Source organism: Bradyrhizobium sp. SZCCHNS3002, assembly GCF_032377435.1.
Classification (GTDB): Bacteria; Pseudomonadota; Alphaproteobacteria; order Rhizobiales; family Xanthobacteraceae; genus Bradyrhizobium.
Genome location: NZ_JAUHHY010000007.1, coordinates 77,541 through 93,415 on the forward strand (window position 1 = coordinate 77,541; position 15,875 = coordinate 93,415).

The 15,875-nt window shown below is 64.6% G+C and carries 14 protein-coding genes; 5 read left to right on the forward strand and 9 right to left on the reverse strand.

All coding sequences use genetic code 11. The features are described from left to right. Positions 1–35: 35 nt before the first annotated feature. The 3 genes from QW845_RS16480 (at position 36) to QW845_RS16490 (ending at position 3,103) form a co-directional block, all read left to right on the forward strand. Positions 36–1,208, forward strand: coding sequence for an ABC transporter ATP-binding protein (locus QW845_RS16480; RefSeq protein ID WP_315802616.1), 1,173 nt, complete (start codon positions 36–38; stop codon positions 1,206–1,208). Next, the gene (locus QW845_RS16485; protein WP_315802617.1) at positions 1,205–2,119 is read left to right on the forward strand and encodes an ABC transporter permease; all 915 of its coding nucleotides are present in this window, start codon (positions 1,205–1,207) and stop codon (positions 2,117–2,119) included. The genes QW845_RS16480 and QW845_RS16485 overlap by 4 nt, the downstream gene beginning before the upstream one ends. Positions 2,120–2,290: 171 nt before the next feature. Continuing rightward, positions 2,291–3,103 (forward strand): ABC transporter permease, encoded by an 813-nt coding sequence (locus QW845_RS16490; protein WP_315802618.1) that lies wholly within the window; start codon positions 2,291–2,293, stop codon positions 3,101–3,103. 98 nt (positions 3,104–3,201) lie between these two features. Here the strand turns inward: QW845_RS16490 and QW845_RS16495 are convergent, their stop codons facing one another. From QW845_RS16495 to QW845_RS16515, 5 genes are all read right to left on the reverse strand, one after another. After that, positions 3,202–4,194, reverse strand: coding sequence for a signal peptidase (locus QW845_RS16495; RefSeq protein ID WP_315802619.1), 993 nt, complete (start codon positions 4,192–4,194; stop codon positions 3,202–3,204). Positions 4,195–4,201: 7 nt separating this feature from the next. Further along, complete coding sequence (locus QW845_RS16500; protein WP_315802620.1) at positions 4,202–5,053, reverse strand: carbohydrate ABC transporter permease; 852 nt, start codon at positions 5,051–5,053, stop codon at positions 4,202–4,204. Continuing rightward, a complete protein-coding gene (locus QW845_RS16505; protein WP_315802621.1) occupies positions 5,050–5,925 on the reverse strand; it encodes a sugar ABC transporter permease in 876 nt (291 codons plus the stop codon). Before QW845_RS16505 ends, QW845_RS16500 begins: the two co-directional genes overlap by 4 nt. A gap of 113 nt (positions 5,926–6,038) precedes the next feature. After that, positions 6,039–7,418, reverse strand: a complete 1,380-nt coding sequence (locus QW845_RS16510) for an ABC transporter substrate-binding protein (RefSeq protein WP_315802622.1) — start codon at positions 7,416–7,418, stop codon at positions 6,039–6,041. Between the two features lie 142 nt (positions 7,419–7,560). Then, on the reverse strand, positions 7,561–9,510 hold the full coding sequence (locus QW845_RS16515; protein ID WP_315802861.1) for an AsmA family protein: 1,950 nt from the start codon (positions 9,508–9,510) through the stop codon (positions 7,561–7,563). A 310-nt stretch (positions 9,511–9,820) separates the two neighbouring features. Between QW845_RS16515 and QW845_RS16520 the strand changes: the two genes are divergently transcribed. Continuing rightward, positions 9,821–10,549 carry a CoA transferase subunit A gene (locus tag QW845_RS16520; RefSeq protein WP_315802623.1) on the forward strand — a complete coding sequence of 243 codons (729 nt, stop codon included), beginning with the start codon at positions 9,821–9,823 and terminating at the stop codon, positions 10,547–10,549. Beyond that, positions 10,549–11,199 (forward strand): 3-oxoacid CoA-transferase subunit B, encoded by a 651-nt coding sequence (locus tag QW845_RS16525; RefSeq protein WP_315802624.1) that lies wholly within the window; start codon positions 10,549–10,551, stop codon positions 11,197–11,199. The genes QW845_RS16520 and QW845_RS16525 overlap by 1 nt, the downstream gene beginning before the upstream one ends. An 8-nt stretch (positions 11,200–11,207) precedes the next feature. Here the strand turns inward: QW845_RS16525 and QW845_RS16530 are convergent, their stop codons facing one another. The 4 genes from QW845_RS16530 to QW845_RS16545 all read right to left on the reverse strand — a co-directional run bounded on the left by QW845_RS16530 (position 11,208) and on the right by QW845_RS16545 (position 15,690). Then, positions 11,208–12,929 (reverse strand): hypothetical protein, encoded by a 1,722-nt coding sequence (locus tag QW845_RS16530; protein ID WP_315802625.1) that lies wholly within the window; start codon positions 12,927–12,929, stop codon positions 11,208–11,210. 178 nt (positions 12,930–13,107) lie between these two features. After that, on the reverse strand, positions 13,108–13,989 hold the full coding sequence (locus QW845_RS16535; protein WP_315802626.1) for a formylglycine-generating enzyme family protein: 882 nt from the start codon (positions 13,987–13,989) through the stop codon (positions 13,108–13,110). A gap of 52 nt (positions 13,990–14,041) precedes the next feature. Further along, complete coding sequence (gene nirK, locus QW845_RS16540; protein WP_315802627.1) at positions 14,042–15,136, reverse strand: copper-containing nitrite reductase; 1,095 nt, start codon at positions 15,134–15,136, stop codon at positions 14,042–14,044. A gap of 344 nt (positions 15,137–15,480) precedes the next feature. Then, the gene (locus QW845_RS16545; RefSeq protein WP_315802628.1) at positions 15,481–15,690 is read right to left on the reverse strand and encodes a hypothetical protein; all 210 of its coding nucleotides are present in this window, start codon (positions 15,688–15,690) and stop codon (positions 15,481–15,483) included. Positions 15,691–15,875: the final 185 nt, after the last annotated feature.

The following is a 15,875-nucleotide window of genomic DNA, read 5'->3' on the forward strand; positions in this document are numbered from 1 at the left end:
GGCGTTGTGGCCGGGCAGGGTGACTAGATCAGGACATGGCTGACGAGACCGCAAATCCAGCACCCGCCGAGGAGCCGGTAGCATCGCCACCGCCGGATCCGCGCCCCGATCCTCAGCCGCCGCTCCTGCGCATCGAGAACGTCGTCAAGACCTTCGGCAGCTTCCGCGCCGTCGATGGCGTCTCGCTCGACATCCGCGCCGGCGAGTTCTTCGCGCTGCTCGGCCCCAGCGGCTGCGGCAAGACGACCTTGCTGCGCATGCTGGCCGGCTTCGAGACGCCGGATGAAGGACGCATCCTGCTGTCGGGCGAGGACATCGCGCAGGTGCTGCCGCATCAGCGGCCCGTCAACATGATGTTCCAGAACTACGCGCTGTTCCCGCATCTGAACGTGCGCGACAACATCGCCTTCGGCCTGAAGCGTGCCGGCATGCTGCGCGCCGAGATCGCCACCCGTGTCGCCGAGATGGTGGCGCTGGTCCGGCTCGAAGGCCTGGAGAAGCGCAAGCCCGATCAACTGTCCGGGGGCCAGAAGCAGCGCGTCGCCTTGGCGCGCTCGCTGGCGCGCCGGCCGCAGGTGCTGCTGCTGGATGAGCCGATGGCGGCGCTCGACAAGAAGCTCCGCGAGAGCACGCAGTTCGAGCTGATGGAGCTGCAGCGCAAGCTCGGCATGACCTTCATCATCGTCACCCACGATCAGGAAGAGGCGATGACAGTGGCGAGCCGCATCGGGGTGATGAACGCGGGACGGCTCGAACAGGTCGCTGCACCGCGCCGGCTGTATGAAGAGCCCGTGTCGCGGTGGGTCGCGGAGTTCGTCGGCGACATCAACCTGTTCGAGGGCGAGGTGATCGCGCGGGAGCCGCACCGGCTGCGGATCACGACTGCCTCGGCCGGCGAGCTCGCTGCGGCACAGCCCGTCACTCCCGTCAGCGAGAGCAGGGTTGCGGTCGCGATCCGTCCCGAGAAGATCCGTCTCGCGCTTCGCCGGCCGGCCGGCGATGCCGCCGCGATCAACTGTGTCGAGGGGACCATTTCCGATGCGAGCTATCTCGGCGGCAAGACCGCGTACAAGATCCAGCTCGACGGCGGCGCTGTCCTGCACGCCTCTCAGGCCAACACGGCCCGGCTCGACGTCGACGGCTATGGGCTGAACCAGCGCGTCGTGGCCTGGTTCACGCCCGATGATTGTGTGGTGCTGGAGCGATGAGCGCGCGCCGCATCTTCTCGCGTCCGGCCCGCTTCGCGGCGATCGCGCCCTACGTCTGGATGGTGCTGTTCTTCCTGGTGCCGTTCGCCTTCGTCGCCAAGATCAGCCTGTCGCAGACTGCGATCGCGCAGCCGCCCTATACGCCGGTGTTCTCGCTGGCTGATGGTTTGTCGTCGCTCCGGGATGCATTTGCGGCGCTGTCGCTCGACAATTTCCGTCTGCTGCTGTCGGACGACCTGTATCTCGCGTCCTATCTGCGCAGCGTCGTCGTCGCGGCGACGTCGACGGCCATCCTGCTGCTGATCGGCTATCCCGTCGCCTATGGCATGGCGCGGCTGCCGAGGCGCTGGCAGGGCGTCGCGATGATGCTTGTGATCGTGCCGTTCTGGACCTCGTTCCTGATCCGCATCTATGCCTGGGTCAACATCCTCCAGCATGACGGGCTGTTGAACCAGGTGCTGCTCGCGCTGCATCTGGTCTCGGCGCCGGTGGTGTGGTTGTCGACCGACAGCGCCATGTATGTCGGTATCGTCTATTCCTATCTGCCGTTCATGATCCTGCCGCTGTTTGCGACGCTGACGAAGCTGGAGCCGGCGCTGGAGGAGGCCGCTGCCGATCTCGGCGCCTCGCCGCGCGAGACCTTCTGGCTGGTGACGTTTCCACTGTCGCTGCCGGGAGTCGGCGCCGGCGCGCTGCTGTGCTTCATCCCGATCGTCGGCGAGTTTGTCATTCCCGACCTTCTCGCCGGTTCGAAATCGTTGATGATCGGCCAGACGCTCTGGCTCGAGTTCTTTACCAACAAGGATTGGCCGGTGGCCTCCAGCATCGCCGTGGTGCTGCTCGCCGTCCTGTTGCTCCCGCTCCTGCTCTACGACCGGCTGCAACGCCGGCAGCTGGAGGAGAGCCGGTGATGGCTGGAGTGCAGCGAGGCACGCTCTCTCGCTCCCCTCCCCCTTGCGGGCAGGGGTTGGTGGTAGGGGTCCGCATCGGCAGTCTTTGCTGGGGGCCGCCCTCCTTGACCCTCCCCCACAAGGGGGGAGAGAACGGAGAAAGCTTCGCCCGGGTCGACGGAGGAGGCGCTCATGCCTAAAGCCTCCCGCCTTTCTCGCTTCAATGTCGCCTCGCTGACGCTCGGGCTGGCGTTCCTGTATCTGCCCATTCTGATCCTGGTGATCTACTCGTTCAACGCCTCGCGGCTGGTGACGGTGTGGGGCGGCTGGTCGCTGCGCTGGTATCACGAGTTCTTCAACGACCGTGCCATGATCGATGCGGCCTGGATGAGCCTGCGTGTCGGCGCCACCGCGGCGACGGCGGCGACGGTGCTGGGGACGCTGGCCGCGGTGGCGCTGTCGCGCGGCCAGGGCTTTCGCGGCCGCATGCTGTTCTCCGGCATGCTGTATGCGCCGCTGGTGATGCCCGAGGTGATCACCGGCCTGTCGCTGCTGCTGCTGTTCGTGGCGCTGGAGGCCGAGCGCGGCTTCTGGACGGTGACGATCGCCCACACGACCCTCACGATGTGCTTCGTCGCTGTCGTCGTGCAGTCGCGTCTGGTGTCGCTCGACCGCAGCCTGGAGGAGGCCGCGATGGATCTCGGCTGCGATCCGCTGCGCGCGTTCGTGATGGTCACCTTGCCGCTGATCGCCCCTGCGGTGATCGCTGGCTGGATGCTCGCCTTCACGCTGTCGCTCGACGATCTCGTGATCGCGAGCTTCACCACCGGACCGGGCTCGGCGACGTTGCCGATCCGAATCTACTCGGAGGTGCGGCTCGGGGTAAAGCCGGAGATCAACGCGATCTGCACGCTGGTGATCGGAGTCATCGCCGTGGTGATCGTGATCGCATCACTCGCCTCGAAATTGTCGAGCGACCGCGGCGAGAGCGCGGCCCCGCTCTAACTTCTCGTCATTGCGAGCGAAGCGAAGCAATCCAGGGCCGAGCAAGGACTCTGGATTGCTTCGCTTCGCTCGCAACGACGGAGGATGTTGTCGCAGCGTCACTCAACAGCGAACAGCTCTAACGCAGCAGCGATGACCGAGCGATGAACCGCGCCGCGATCGACCGACGGCGGATCGACGCAGCTGGCCGGATCGGAGCTGCGGCCGAGGTCGGTGCTCTCGGGCAAGAAGACATAATGGCCGGCGTCGGCGGCGACCATGTCGAACGTGCTGCGCGGCAACCGCTCCTGCAGCCAGCGTGCGGCCGGCAGCAGCGCGTCCGCACCTCCGACCATGATGCGGGTCGACACGCGGATCGCGGTGACGCTCTCCTCCGAGAAGCTCTGCACCGATCGGCCCGGCGCCAGCAGCAGCGCCGCCTTGATGCGGGGATCGCGATAGGAGGCCGACATCCGCGCCCAGGAATCGCGGAAGATCTGGCTCTTCTCCATCAGCCGCGGCAGATGATCGACCAGATCGGGAAACTCGCGCGGTCCGCGGCCGAGATTGGCGCCGGGCTCGAACGGCGAGCGGAGCATGATGGCGCCGAGCAGGGCCGTCGCCGTGACGCCACCGAGCGAATAGCCGACGGCGTAGTTGCGGGCGAGGTTGATGCGGCCTTCGAAATCGGGATGAGCGACGATGTGGTCGATCAGCAAGGACACGTCGCGCGGGCGTTCCCATGAGCAGAGGAATCCCTCTGCGCGGTAGGGCTCGGCGTTGCTGTTGCCATGATGATTGACGGCGACCGCGACAAAGCCGCGGGCCGCCAGCTCGCGCGCCAGCCATTCGAACTGCAGGCCGTTGCAGCCGGTGCCGTGCGAGTACACGACGAGAGGACAGGCGTCCGCGCTTGCAGCGAGCGGCGAATTCAAGGCCGCTGGTCCCGCATTGAACCAGCCCTGCGGCCACGGTGCGAGCGGGAGCGCCGTCTCCTCGGCGTCGTCGGCGACCGGGTACCAGGCGAACCAGTCGATCGGTCGCGGCCCGTCGCCATCCCAGTTCGCCCGCGATGCGTCGGCGAACCGTCCCTGACGAAATCCGACCCTCATCGCTCCGTCACGACTTCACGGCGCCCGCGGTCAGCCCGCCTACCATATAGCGCTTGAAGGCATAGTAGACCGCGGCGGGCGGCAACGCGTAGATGAAGCCGGTGGTCATCAGCAGCTCCCACGGCGAATCGTCGGCGGCCAGGAAGTTGCCGAGCGCCACGGGCAGCGTGATATCCTTGTCGTTCGACAGCAGCAGGAATGCGTAGAGGTACTCGTTCCAGGCCAGCAGCACGGCGTAGGTGCCGATCGCGACCAGCGAGGGCATCATCAACGGCACATAGACGAGGCGGAAGATCTGCAGCGGGCTGGCGCCATCCATCACGGCGGCCTCGTCCAGCTCGACCGGCAGCTTGTCGGAGGCCTGTTTCAGCACCCAGATCGCATAGGGCGAGGCGATCGTCACCATCGCCAGGATCAGCGACCAGTCGTTGTTGAGGAGGCCGTATTTGCCCATGGTGCGATACATCGGCACCGCGAGGAACGCGGCCGGGATGAAATAGGTGAACAGCGCAAGGTTCATCACCACGCGGCTGCCGGGCACGCGCAGGCGCGAAATGGCGTAAGCCGCGCAGGTCGCGATCACCAGGGTCAGCGCGCCGACGGCGGCGGCAATGAGGACGGAGTTGCCGAACTGGATCCAGAAGTCGCGCAGGAAATAATGCTGCTGGTGGAACACGATCGAGAAGTTGTGCAGCGTCGGATGATCCGGCCACAGCTTACCCGAGAACGCGTCCTCCTTCGGAGAGATCGCGAACAGGAACATGTGGTAGATCGGAATCATCGTCCAGATGAAGACGGGAATGCCGATCAGCAGCAGCCGGGCCTCGGTGCCAACCTCGCGCAGGGTGGGGAGCTTCATCGCGACAACCGCTTCATCATGAAATAGACCAGGGGGAGCACTAGGGGCATCGCGCAGACGATCGAGGCCATGGCAAGGCTGAGCTGATCGAGCCGGAGATAGCGGATGCCGAGTGTCGACAACACGTGGGTGAGATCGGCGGGACCGCCGCCGGTCAGGAGATAGACGCTGTTGAAGTCGCCGAGCGTCCAGATCATCGAGAGCAGCGTGCAGGTGATGTAGAGCGTCTGCATCGACGGCCAAGTGATGAAGCGGAACTTCTGCCACCAGGTGGCGCCATCGACCTCGGCCGCCTCGAACAGGTCCTGCGAGATCGCGAGCCGCCCGGTCATCAGGATCAGCGTCCAGAACGGCAGCGACTTCCAGATGTGCATGCCGATCGCCATCGACAGCGCAACGGTCGGATCGTTCAGCCAGTTCGGGCCGTCATCGCCGGTGAACTTGAAGATCAGCTGGTTCACCACGCCCCATTCGGGATTGAGCATGAAGCGCACCGACAGGATGGTCGGGATCGAAGGCACCGCCCAGGGCAGGATGAAGATGACCGACAGCCATTTGATCCAGCCGCGCTGCTGAATGAAGAAGCCGGACAGGAACAGCGCGACCACCATCTTCAGATTGATGCCGACCAGAAGGAAGATCAGCGTGTTGACGGCGGCGCGCGCGAAGATGGGATCGTTATACAGCGCGACATAGCTGGCCGGCTCCCGGGCGAGCCACAGGCCGTAGCCGACGGGATAGACGACGAAGGCGAGGAAGACGAGCAGATAGGGGGCAAGCATGACGATGCCCCACACCTGTGACGGTGTCAGCAGCACCGGGCGCGGCGCCTCCGCGATCGCGGAATCGGAAGCTGAGAGCGTGATCGCCATGGTCGTTTTTCCCGGGTCGTCTCTTCCCGCCTATAAGCCATCCCGGCCGCATGCGCTGCGGCCGGGATTTGTTGTCTTGTCAGGATCTCGCCAGTGCCTCGCGAGGCGAGAGACTAGCCGGCGACCTCCTTGAGCCGCGCGATCAGCTCGTCGACGGCCTTCTCGACCGGCACCTTCTCGCTGACAACGCGGTTCATCGCCTTCGCCCAGACGTTCTCATTGTTGAGGATCGTGAACTTGTAGTTCTTGGTGAAGTCGAACGGCGTGGTGCCGCCGGTGAACTGGGTGTACACGGCCTTGCGATGGCGGTCGGCCTGCCAGAACGGGCTCTTCTGGCCGGCGGTCGTCACCGGGAACCAGCGGCCCAGCGCGCCCTCGACGTAGGGACCGAGGTTCTCCTCCTGCATCAGGAACTTGATGAACTCCTTGGCCTGCGCCTTGTGCGGCGCATTGGCGAAGATCAGGCCGGTCTTGACGTCGGAGCGGTACTTGATCGGCGTGCCGTCGGGCTTGTTGGGGAAGGACGCGGTGATGATGTCCTCCTCATAGGCCTTCTTGCCGGCCGCGCGCTGCTCGGGTGTCAGCGCCGGGTTGGTGGAGTCCTCGAACCACTTGGCCGCGATCGAGATCGTGAAATTGTGGGTCATCACGATCGTCTTGTTGTGGAAGGCGACGTTGTTGTCCGGATCCTTCCACGTCGTGGACGAGGGCGGCGTGCAGCCCTTGATGTAGGTGTCGGTATAATCCTTCATCGCCTTGACGAGGCCGTCGCGCACCTTGGGGTCGTCGACCAAGAGCTTGCCATCGTCATCGACCAGCTTGACGTTGTAGGCGTCCATGAAGGTGTAGAACGACTGGAACGAGTCGGTGGATTCCACACCCATCGGCTGGCCGACGCCGTAGATGCGCTGGCCGGTCGCCTTGCGGATCGCCGGCTGCACCTTGTCGCACCAGAACGTCCAATAGTCTTCCCACTTGGTCGGGATGTCGCTCTGCTTGAAGCCGGCCTTGCCCAGCATGTCGCCCCAGATCTGGACGTGCATGCTCTGCTGCTTCAGCGGGAAGCCGTAATAGGCCTTCTTCTTGGCGACGTTGTTGTAGAGGTAGGCGGTCTCGAGCGTGTTCGGAGCGAACGCCGACTTCATCGGCTCCAGGATGTCGGTGAGATCCTCGAGCTTGCCTTCGTAGGCCCACTTGCCCTGCGCCTGAACGTCGTAGGTGTCCGCATAGGCTACGTCGGGCACGGTGCCGGAATCGAGCGCGGCGACCGTCTTCGGAATCATGTCCTGGATCGCGTATTGCGACAGCTCGACCTTGATGCCGGTCTTGGCCTCGAACTTCTTGACGACGTTGAGCAGCGCATCGTCCTCGGACTTGTAGAAGCCCTTGCTCCACCAGATCGTGATGGTGTCCTGAGCGATAGCTGGTGCTGCAGCGCAAAAAAGCCCGGCGGCTACTGCGATTGAAAGCGCACCCATTCCCCTGGATTTCACATGTCTCTCCCTGATCCGCCGATCTTGCTCGATCGGTTGTGGCGGGACACTAGCCCAGGGACCCGACGTGATCCAGAAGTAATATATCAGACATAGGTCGTGGCGGCGGCCGCGTCTCGGCACGCGAAGCAAGCCGAGTTGGTCAGTTCTGCTTGGTGGGAGTGCCGCCCGTCGGCGCGTCAGCCTGCGGCGCATTGTCCGGCTGGGCCGGGCGCAATCCGCCGCCGGTGAATCGTTCCAGCACCGAGCGCACCGCATCCCTCGTCTTGCGGTCCTTGACTGCATCGAGCAGAGGGGCGGCGGCCGGGGCGCGGCGGATCAGGCTTTCCGGATCGGGAAAGATCAGTGGATCTTCCCAGGGGCCCTGGACGACGAAAGGCAGTTCGAAGCCGTTGCTGCCATTGCCTGACGACAGCAGGCTCGCGACGCCCTTGAAATCGTATTCCCGTGTCGGCACCGAGGCCGTACCGGTCATCGTGATGCGCGCGGTCGGGCTCTCGACGCGGATGTCCTCCGCGGTCGCGATACCCTCGGAGAATTTGACCGCGATCGTCAGCGAATCGTAAGGCGTCGAGCCGGAGCGGAAGCTGCCGCCGCGCGACAGCGGGCTGCGCTCGAGGCGCTTCAGGAGCTGCTCGACGTTGAAGCCGGAGATCGCGCCATCGCGGCCCTGCAAATTGGCGCTGCCGTCGAGCGACTGGGCGAGCCCGAACGGGCTCGAGCCCGAAGCCGTCAGCGAGACGTTGAGATTGCCGCGTCCCGACAGCGACGACACGCCGAACATCTCGTTGGCGCAGGCCTGTAGATCGACATCGTTGAATTGCAGCTCAGCCTTCACGTCGGCCACGGTGTCGGCCCGGGCGATTCCGAACGAGCCGCGCACGATGCCGCCATACATCTGAGCCTCGCCGACCGAGAGGGCGAGCACGCCGTTGCGCAGGTTGGCGCCGAAGGCCGTGCGTCCGATTTTCGAGGAGCCGACCGTGACTTTTGCGGCCGATAGCCGCATGTCGAGGTCGGTGGTGGACAAGGCCTTGAGGTCGAACAGTTGCCGGTTCCAGTCGCGCGCACCATTGGCCAGCAGCCGGACTGTCGAGATGTAGGGGGTGAAGTCGAGCGCGTCGGCCGCCAGCGTCGCCTGCAGCGTCTGCCGGCCGTTATTGGCGTAGGTCATCACGCCTTCGGCGGTGTTGCCGTCGAGCTCGACGTTGACATTGGTGAGGGCGACCGAGGCGCCGACCACGTTGGCGCGGGCACGCAAGGCGAAGCGCCCGAAGCCGCCGCCGCCGAGCGGCGTCTGCCCCGTCCAGCGCAGCGCATCGCGGAGCGACGGGCTGTCCACGGTCAACGTGCCTTCCATCAGCGCGCTGGTGCGGTTCGCGACCGTGCCATCGAAGGCGACCTTCAGTGGCGGGCTGGCGAGACGCATCTTCAAGCCCGACCGGTCCCCCGACAGCGCAGCCAGGAAGTCGCTGACGCTGATGGAGCCCTCGATGCGCTGGCCGCGCCAATCGAACTGCCCGGTCGCCGCGAACGAGCGCGAGATCGACGGCCAGGCGAGCGACAGATCGATATCGTCGAGCCGCTCGGAAGCATGGTGGTCGGTGTCCTCGTAGACCAGGATGCCGTCCTGGATGCGGATCTCGGAGAACGACATCTGGCTGTCGGGCCCCGGACGCATCGTGCGCGCGATGGTCTCGATGAAGGGAGTCCAGTTGCTGTTGCCGTCGGCCTCGCGGGTGACGTTGATCTGCGGCCGCAGCATCATGACATCGGCGATTTCGAACCGCTGCAACAGCAGCGGCAGCAATTGCAGATTGGCGGTCAGCACGTCGACGCGCAGGGCCGGATCCTCGGTGCCGCTGCCCTTCAGGCCGACATCGTGGAACGAGACGTAGCTGCCCGGAAACAAGGAGACGTCGATATGTCCGTTGACGACGAGCTCGAGCCCGGTCACGGCGCGGATCTGGCGCTCCACCGCCTGCCGCAGTGCCTCGCGATTGACCAGCCAGGAGCTCGCCAGCAGGGCCACGAACGCGATGCCCAGCAGCACCGCGATCGGTGTGCCGAGGCGCCTCATTCCTTGGGCCATGGTCACGGACATGTCCTGGGATCGTCGGATCGCTGGTTGCGCGGGATGGGCAGGGTGCGCCGAAAACCCCTGCCAACATCAACAACTTGATGCGCTTTCTTGACGCTTTCAAGGCCACGCCGCCGGTGTGGCCGGATTGCGGCGGATCCCCGATATTCCTGACTCCGGATCGCCCCGGAGGCGCAGGCTGGCGCCACAGCTAAAGCAGGATGTGCGCGTTGGGAAGGCATCATTGACGCATTGCGAAGATTTCGCCTAATAATCCGGTCGATATCCGCGCGGTCGCCGCTCTGCATCAGGTCATTTCCGTATGAACAAGGTCTATCCGGACGCCAAATCCGCCCTTGCTGGCCTCCTCAAGGACGGCATGACCATCATGTCGGGTGGGTTCGGTCTTTGTGGCATCGCAGAAACCCTGTCCGACGCCATTCGCGAGTCCGGGGTGAAGGACCTCACCGTCATCTCCAACAATGCCGGGGTGGACGGCATCGGCCTCAGCCGGCTGCTGGAGACACGGCAGATCAAGAAGATGATCTCGTCCTATGTCGGCGAGAATAAGCTGTTTGCCCAGCAATATCTGGCCGGCGAGCTGGAGCTCGAATTCTGCCCGCAGGGCACCCTGGCCGAGCGCATCCGCGCCGGTGGCGCCGGCATCCCGGCCTTCTTCACCAAGACCGGCGTCGGCACGCTGGTCGCGGAGGGCAAGGAGGTGCGGGAGTTCGACGGCGAGAAATATCTGATGGAGCGCGGCCTGTTCGCCGATCTGGCGATCGTGCACGCCTGGAAGGGCGACACCGCCGGCAACCTCGTCTACCGCAAGACCGCGCGCAACTTCAATCCGATGATGGCCACTGCGGCCAGGGTGACAGTCGCGGAGGTCGAGCATCTGCTGCCGGCCGGCCAGATAGATCCCGACCACATTCATACGCCCGGCATCTTCGTCAAGCGCATTATCCAGGTCGGAACCGAACTGAAGCGCATCGAGCAACGCACCGTGCGCAAACGTGAAGCCGCCGCTGCAGCCGGGGAGGAAGTCTGATGGCCTGGACGCGAGAGCAGATGGCGGCGCGCGCCGCCAAGGAGCTGCGGGACGGCTACTACGTCAATCTCGGCATCGGCATTCCGACGCTGGTCTCCAACTTCATTCCGCCGGGCGTCGACGTCGCGCTGCAGAGCGAGAACGGCATGCTCGGCATGGGTCCGTTCCCCTATGAGGGCGAGGAGGATCCCGACCTCATCAATGCCGGCAAGCAGACCGTCACCGAGCTGCCGATCACCAGCTATTTCTCGTCAGCTGAATCCTTCGCCATGGTCCGCGGCGGCCACATCGACCTGTCGATCCTCGGCGCCATGCAGGTCGCCCAGAACGGAGATCTCGCCAACTGGATGATCCCCGGCAAGATGGTGAAGGGCATGGGCGGCGCGATGGATCTCGTCGCCGGCGTCAAGCGCGTGGTCGTGGTCATGGAGCACAGCGCCAAGGACGGCCCGAAGCTGCTCAAGCAGTGCACCTTGCCGCTGACCGGCGAGCGCGTGGTCGACATGGTGGTGACCGATCTGGCGGTGTTCACGATCGACAAGCACGGCAATGACGGCATGGCCCTGATCGAGCTCGCCGATGGCGTGACGCTCGACGAGGTCAAGGCCAAGACCGAAGCCGAGTTCCGGATCGCGCTCAAGAATGCCTGAGGGCGCGACTACCAGCGACGGCACAGCATCTCCGCGACCTTGACGGCGAGCCGGCACGCAGCATGCCGTGGCGGGCTCGCAGCAGCGGGCGGCGCGGTCTCCGCCAGCCCCTGGATGATGAGGCACGGCACACTGCGGCTGAGGCAGATCAGCCCCATCGCATAGGCCACGTTGTCCGTCGCAAGCGCACCTGGAAACGCTGCTGATATCTCGGCATCCGTGCCGTCGCCATCGCACGTCACTGTCATTCCTTCGAAGAACACGCCGATGTCATCCAGCATGCCATCCGTGGCCTCGTGCGCGAGGCGGCAAAGCTCGGGGTCGGCCGGAATGATCATTCCGCTGTCATCGACCGAGGGCGGCTCGGCAATGCTGAGCGCGTCGCGCAGCTTGATCTGAATCCGGAATGGCGCGACCGAGGTGGCAATGACGAGGTCACCGGGGCCGGCCCCGACGAATCGCGGGCCGCGGGAGACGTGCGGGAGATTCGGTCCCAGTGCCTCGGCCCGTCCCGGCATGATCAGCCACTGCGCCCCATGCTCTTCGATCGCCACTGCGGCCGCGCTCGCCACCTCGGCCATCGATCGCCCGAGGCATACGACCGCATGGAAGCAGGAATGCCTGATGATGGCGCGCGCCGCGTTGCGCTGTTCAATCAGTGTGCCCGGGCCCATGGCCTGGACCAGGGCTTCGATATCCTCCGGCGTTTCGACCACGAAACCGATCGTGTTGGCTTTGGCATGGAGAAATCGCAGCGCGTCGAGCATCGCGTTGATGCTGGCCTTCTCCCGACCATCGAGCTGCTGCCACAGCGCTTCGAGCACATCCAGGGAGGCCTCGATGCCGGCGCCGATCACGCCCTGGCCGAGCGGGCGGCCGGGTGTCTCACAACGGTAGAGCTCCTCCAAGGCCTGCTGGACGGTTCTGCGGTCTTTGACGGCGTAGGCTCCTTGCAGGATGCGCGCGAGAACCTGGGCGCGCTTGCCAAGTTCGAGCGGAACGGCAAGCCAGGCAAAATCAGCCAGCTCGGCGGCCTGCTCGCTGGCGGCACGCTGAAATTCGCCGACGACCTGACCGTAGTGCCAGCTCAATTGCCACGGGGTCACCTGCCTCCCGCGATACCTGCCGCGCTCGATGCGTTCGAGCGATTGTGCCTGCAACTCGTTGCGCAGGTCGGGATCCATTCCCGATGCGCGGGAATCCAGCAGCCGATAGGCGCGTGTTGCGATCGCCGGTCCGAACCATTCGTGCTCGGGGTCGCCGACCGAGAGACCGCTGGGCATGCGGATGTGGACCGTCCTGCGAAACTGGTCGAGCTCGCGTCTTGCCACCTGGGCCGCGGTCACCGAAACCTGCTGTACCTCGAACAAGCCGTCGACGACACTGGCCCAGTCCCAGAAGTCGTCGCCATAGAACGGAATGCGATATTGGCGGCTCGCGACGATCCGTGCGCAAACCTGTTCGATGGCGGGAGCCACACGATCCAGAATATCCTTGCGCGCCAGCGCGCCGTCCGTGAGACATTGGTGCACGAGACGCGCCGCGCCCGCATTCACCACATGCCAGTCCTTGGCGGCGAACTTAGGCGATGTCCGCAGATATTCGAGCGCGTCGATGAGGCAGCGTCCAGCCAGTGCGCGAGGCGAATCGTCGTCGAACCAGCTGGTGTTGCCAATTCCGTAACCATGCAGGTCGGACGTGAAGAAGACCGGCGGATGTCGAGAATTCACACTCGCCTCCTGGTCCGCTCATCGCGTCTCTCAACGGAAATTGTCTAACGTTTGTAGCTTACATCTCGCAACCGAAAGTTGATTTTGTATGACTGTCATTTGTGCCAGTGTCAGGGCACCGCCGATCCGGCACCGGCGTCGGCTGCTGTCGAGCGTGCTTGAGGCTGAGCATGTCGCGTCAGGCGCGAATGGCGCCGAGGAGCCGGCTGAGGCGCTGCGTCAGGCTGCGGCTCCATGAAGGCTGTTCGCGGACCAGCCGGAAGCCGAGATTGGCAGGTGGCGTGCCGGAGGCGCAGCCGCCGGCGCGCGCGTCGCGGATGAAGTCGGTCACGTAGGCTCGATGCGCGCCTTCGGCCAGCCGCACGCCGCAATTGCTGACGGTCTTGGTGACGCGACCTGCACTATCCTGCATCTTGCGTGTGAAGCAGGTCGAGGTCCATTCCCAGACATTGCCCGCCAAGTCAGCAACGCCGTGCTCATTGATGCCGAAGCCGCCGAAGCCGCGCGTCTCGGAGTCCTCTTGCAGGGCGGCTTCCCGTTCGTAGCGGGCAATCCAGCGCCGCGAGGGATCGGCGTCGTCGATCGAGACGCCATCGTCCTTGAAGCGGCTGCCCGCCGCATAGGCCCACTCGGTATCGGTCGGCAGACGATAGCTGTGGCCGGTCCGGCGTGAGAGCCATTCAGCGTAGGCCACCGCGTCATGCCAACTCACCTGCACGGCCGGGCGATCGATGGCGATGGGAACGTTGCGATCGAGCGCGCGGCACGCATGCGCTTGGACGCAGGCGTGGTAGTCTGCGGCACTGACCTGGTTCGTCATGATCGTCAGCGGATGATCAAAGCGGACCGTCGTGATGGGAGCTTCGGCCTGCCGCCCGCTGCGGAGATGGTCACCAGAGTCGCGGTAGGCGATCGCACCGGGTGCGATCTCGGTGAGGGCAGGGCCGTCGAGGCCCGCAGCGCGGTTTGGCAGATCTGCAAGGATCGGTGCCATTGCGGTCGGGCCAGCCAATCCGACGACGCAGGCGATGGTGAGCTTGATCTTGAAAGCGAGCAGCATGGCAGCACACTCAGGAGAGTGGGGGCCGGATACGCCGGCCCCCCTGGGCCGATCAGTTCGTCGTGCCGGTCGGAATGTCCGCCGGGGCTTTGACCTGCGTCATCAGGTCGTCATTCCACTTGCCTTCGACCTTGAAATGGGCGGTCGCGCCGAGATTGGCCGCCTCGATCAGGTTGTGGGTGACGTAGGCGTAGATGCCGGGCTGCAGGAATTTGTAGAGCGCGGCGCCCGCCGAGCCGCCGCGGATGAACCAGGTCTCGAGCCCGGTCTCCGGCGCGTTCGAAAATTTTCCGGTCTCCCAGACATAGTCGCCGTGGCCGCCGATCAGATGCGGACGACTATCGCGATTCGCCTGCGAGTGCACGATCAGAACGTTCTCGCCGACATTGGCCGTGAGCGCATTCTTTCCGGTGAGCGCGCCGGCCTTGCCGTTGAACACCACATGGGTCGGCGTGAGCTTGCGCATGACCTCCTCGGTGTCGCTATAGGCTTCGCCGGGCGAGTCGTAGGACTTGAAGTTTCCCTTGTCGTCGCGCGGGACGTAGAGGTCCTGCTCGCCGATGTAGTAGATGCGATCATAGCGCAGCGCGTGTCCGCGGCCGTCATTGAGACCGTCGCGCGGCAGCACCATCACGGCGCCGTTCATGCCGGAGACGACATGCCAGGGGATCATCGGTCCGCCCGGGGCGCAGTGGTAGACGAACACGCCGGTCCGCGTCGCCTTCCAGCGTAGCACGACCTGCTCGCCCGGATTGACCAGGGTCAGCGCGCCGCCGCCCAGCGCTCCGGTCGCGGAGTGGAAGTCGATGTTATGCGGCATGCTGTTGGTCGCGGGATTGACCAGGGTCACCTCGACATAGTCGCCCTCATGGACCACCATCAGCGGGCCTGGCATCGAGCCGTTGAACGTCATGGCCTGGAAGGTGGTGCCCTTCTCGTCGATCACCATCTTCTTCTCCTGGACCACGAGCTTGAACTCCATGATCTTGGGTCCCTGCTTGGTCGCCTGCTCGTGCGCATGCACGAACGGCGGAGCCACCAGATCGACCTTCTGGCGCGGCAGCTTGAGGTCCTCGGCAACAGCGGGAGCCGCAATCATCATCGCGGCGATGGCTGCACTGAACATGGCGGTGCGGCGGGTCAACATGGATCGCTCCTTCATTGGATCTGTTGTAGTGCCGCAATCAGCATGCTCCCGTTGGAACTCGGCTTGTTTGTGCTGCAACAAGCAACTTCGCAATTGCGGAATCAGACGGCGGATTTCGAGCGAGATTGGCGCGACTGTACCCGCGCAGAGCGCTAATGAGTTGCATCGGCGCGCAGTTTCTTGGGAGGCCGGACAGGGTGCGGAGCAAAGCGGGGCAGACTGTCCCGCGCGACTACGCGATTAGACGGGCCTCTATCCGTTTGCCGATACAGCACGAGAATCGCGGGCGCTATGATGCGCGCTTCAGAGCAGAGCCCTGGACCGACAATGGGCTCCCGAACTCATCAGCTCAGCCAGCGCACCGTCAGCAACACAACGAAGGCCACTGCTGCCGCGATGCAAAACACCGTGGTCATGAACATGGCGATGTTGCCGAGCAGGCCCGTTGGCCCCGACTCGTCGCGGAACGATTCAAAGCCGTCGGACTGGGGGATATGGCCGCGGATGCCGGCGAGGAGAGCAAATGAACGGATCAGCAGTTGCAGAGCTTCCATTGCGGCTTCCTCGAATCGTCAACAAATCAATGATGACGTGAAATGAGCCGGCCACTTTGAGGAAGCGCAAAGTCCGCGGTGATCACCGGCGTTCTACTGCGTCAACAGGTATCTGCCGGCCGCGCCTTGAGAAAGCTCAAGGCCGTCCCTCTTGCCTTGTGTCAAGAAGCTCCCAACCCCAGGTC

Excerpts from the sequence above, each read along its gene's own strand:
- QW845_RS16480 (WP_315802616.1), top strand. The coding sequence starts at position 36 with ATGGCTGACGAGACCGCAAATCCAGCACCCGCCGAGGAGCCGGTAGCA.
- QW845_RS16485 (WP_315802617.1), top strand. The coding sequence starts at position 1,205 with ATGAGCGCGCGCCGCATCTTCTCGCGTCCGGCCCGCTTCGCGGCGATC.
- QW845_RS16490 (WP_315802618.1), top strand. The coding sequence starts at position 2,291 with ATGCCTAAAGCCTCCCGCCTTTCTCGCTTCAATGTCGCCTCGCTGACG.
- QW845_RS16495 (WP_315802619.1), bottom strand. The coding sequence starts at position 4,194 with ATGAGGGTCGGATTTCGTCAGGGACGGTTCGCCGACGCATCGCGGGCG.
- QW845_RS16500 (WP_315802620.1), bottom strand. The coding sequence starts at position 5,053 with ATGAAGCTCCCCACCCTGCGCGAGGTTGGCACCGAGGCCCGGCTGCTG.
- QW845_RS16505 (WP_315802621.1), bottom strand. The coding sequence starts at position 5,925 with ATGGCGATCACGCTCTCAGCTTCCGATTCCGCGATCGCGGAGGCGCCG.
- QW845_RS16515 (WP_315802861.1), bottom strand. The coding sequence starts at position 9,510 with ATGGCCCAAGGAATGAGGCGCCTCGGCACACCGATCGCGGTGCTGCTG.
- QW845_RS16520 (WP_315802623.1), top strand. The coding sequence starts at position 9,821 with ATGAACAAGGTCTATCCGGACGCCAAATCCGCCCTTGCTGGCCTCCTC.
- QW845_RS16525 (WP_315802624.1), top strand. The coding sequence starts at position 10,549 with ATGGCCTGGACGCGAGAGCAGATGGCGGCGCGCGCCGCCAAGGAGCTG.
- QW845_RS16535 (WP_315802626.1), bottom strand. The coding sequence starts at position 13,989 with ATGCTGCTCGCTTTCAAGATCAAGCTCACCATCGCCTGCGTCGTCGGA.
- nirK (WP_315802627.1), bottom strand. The coding sequence starts at position 15,136 with ATGTTGACCCGCCGCACCGCCATGTTCAGTGCAGCCATCGCCGCGATG.
- QW845_RS16545 (WP_315802628.1), bottom strand. The coding sequence starts at position 15,690 with ATGGAAGCTCTGCAACTGCTGATCCGTTCATTTGCTCTCCTCGCCGGC.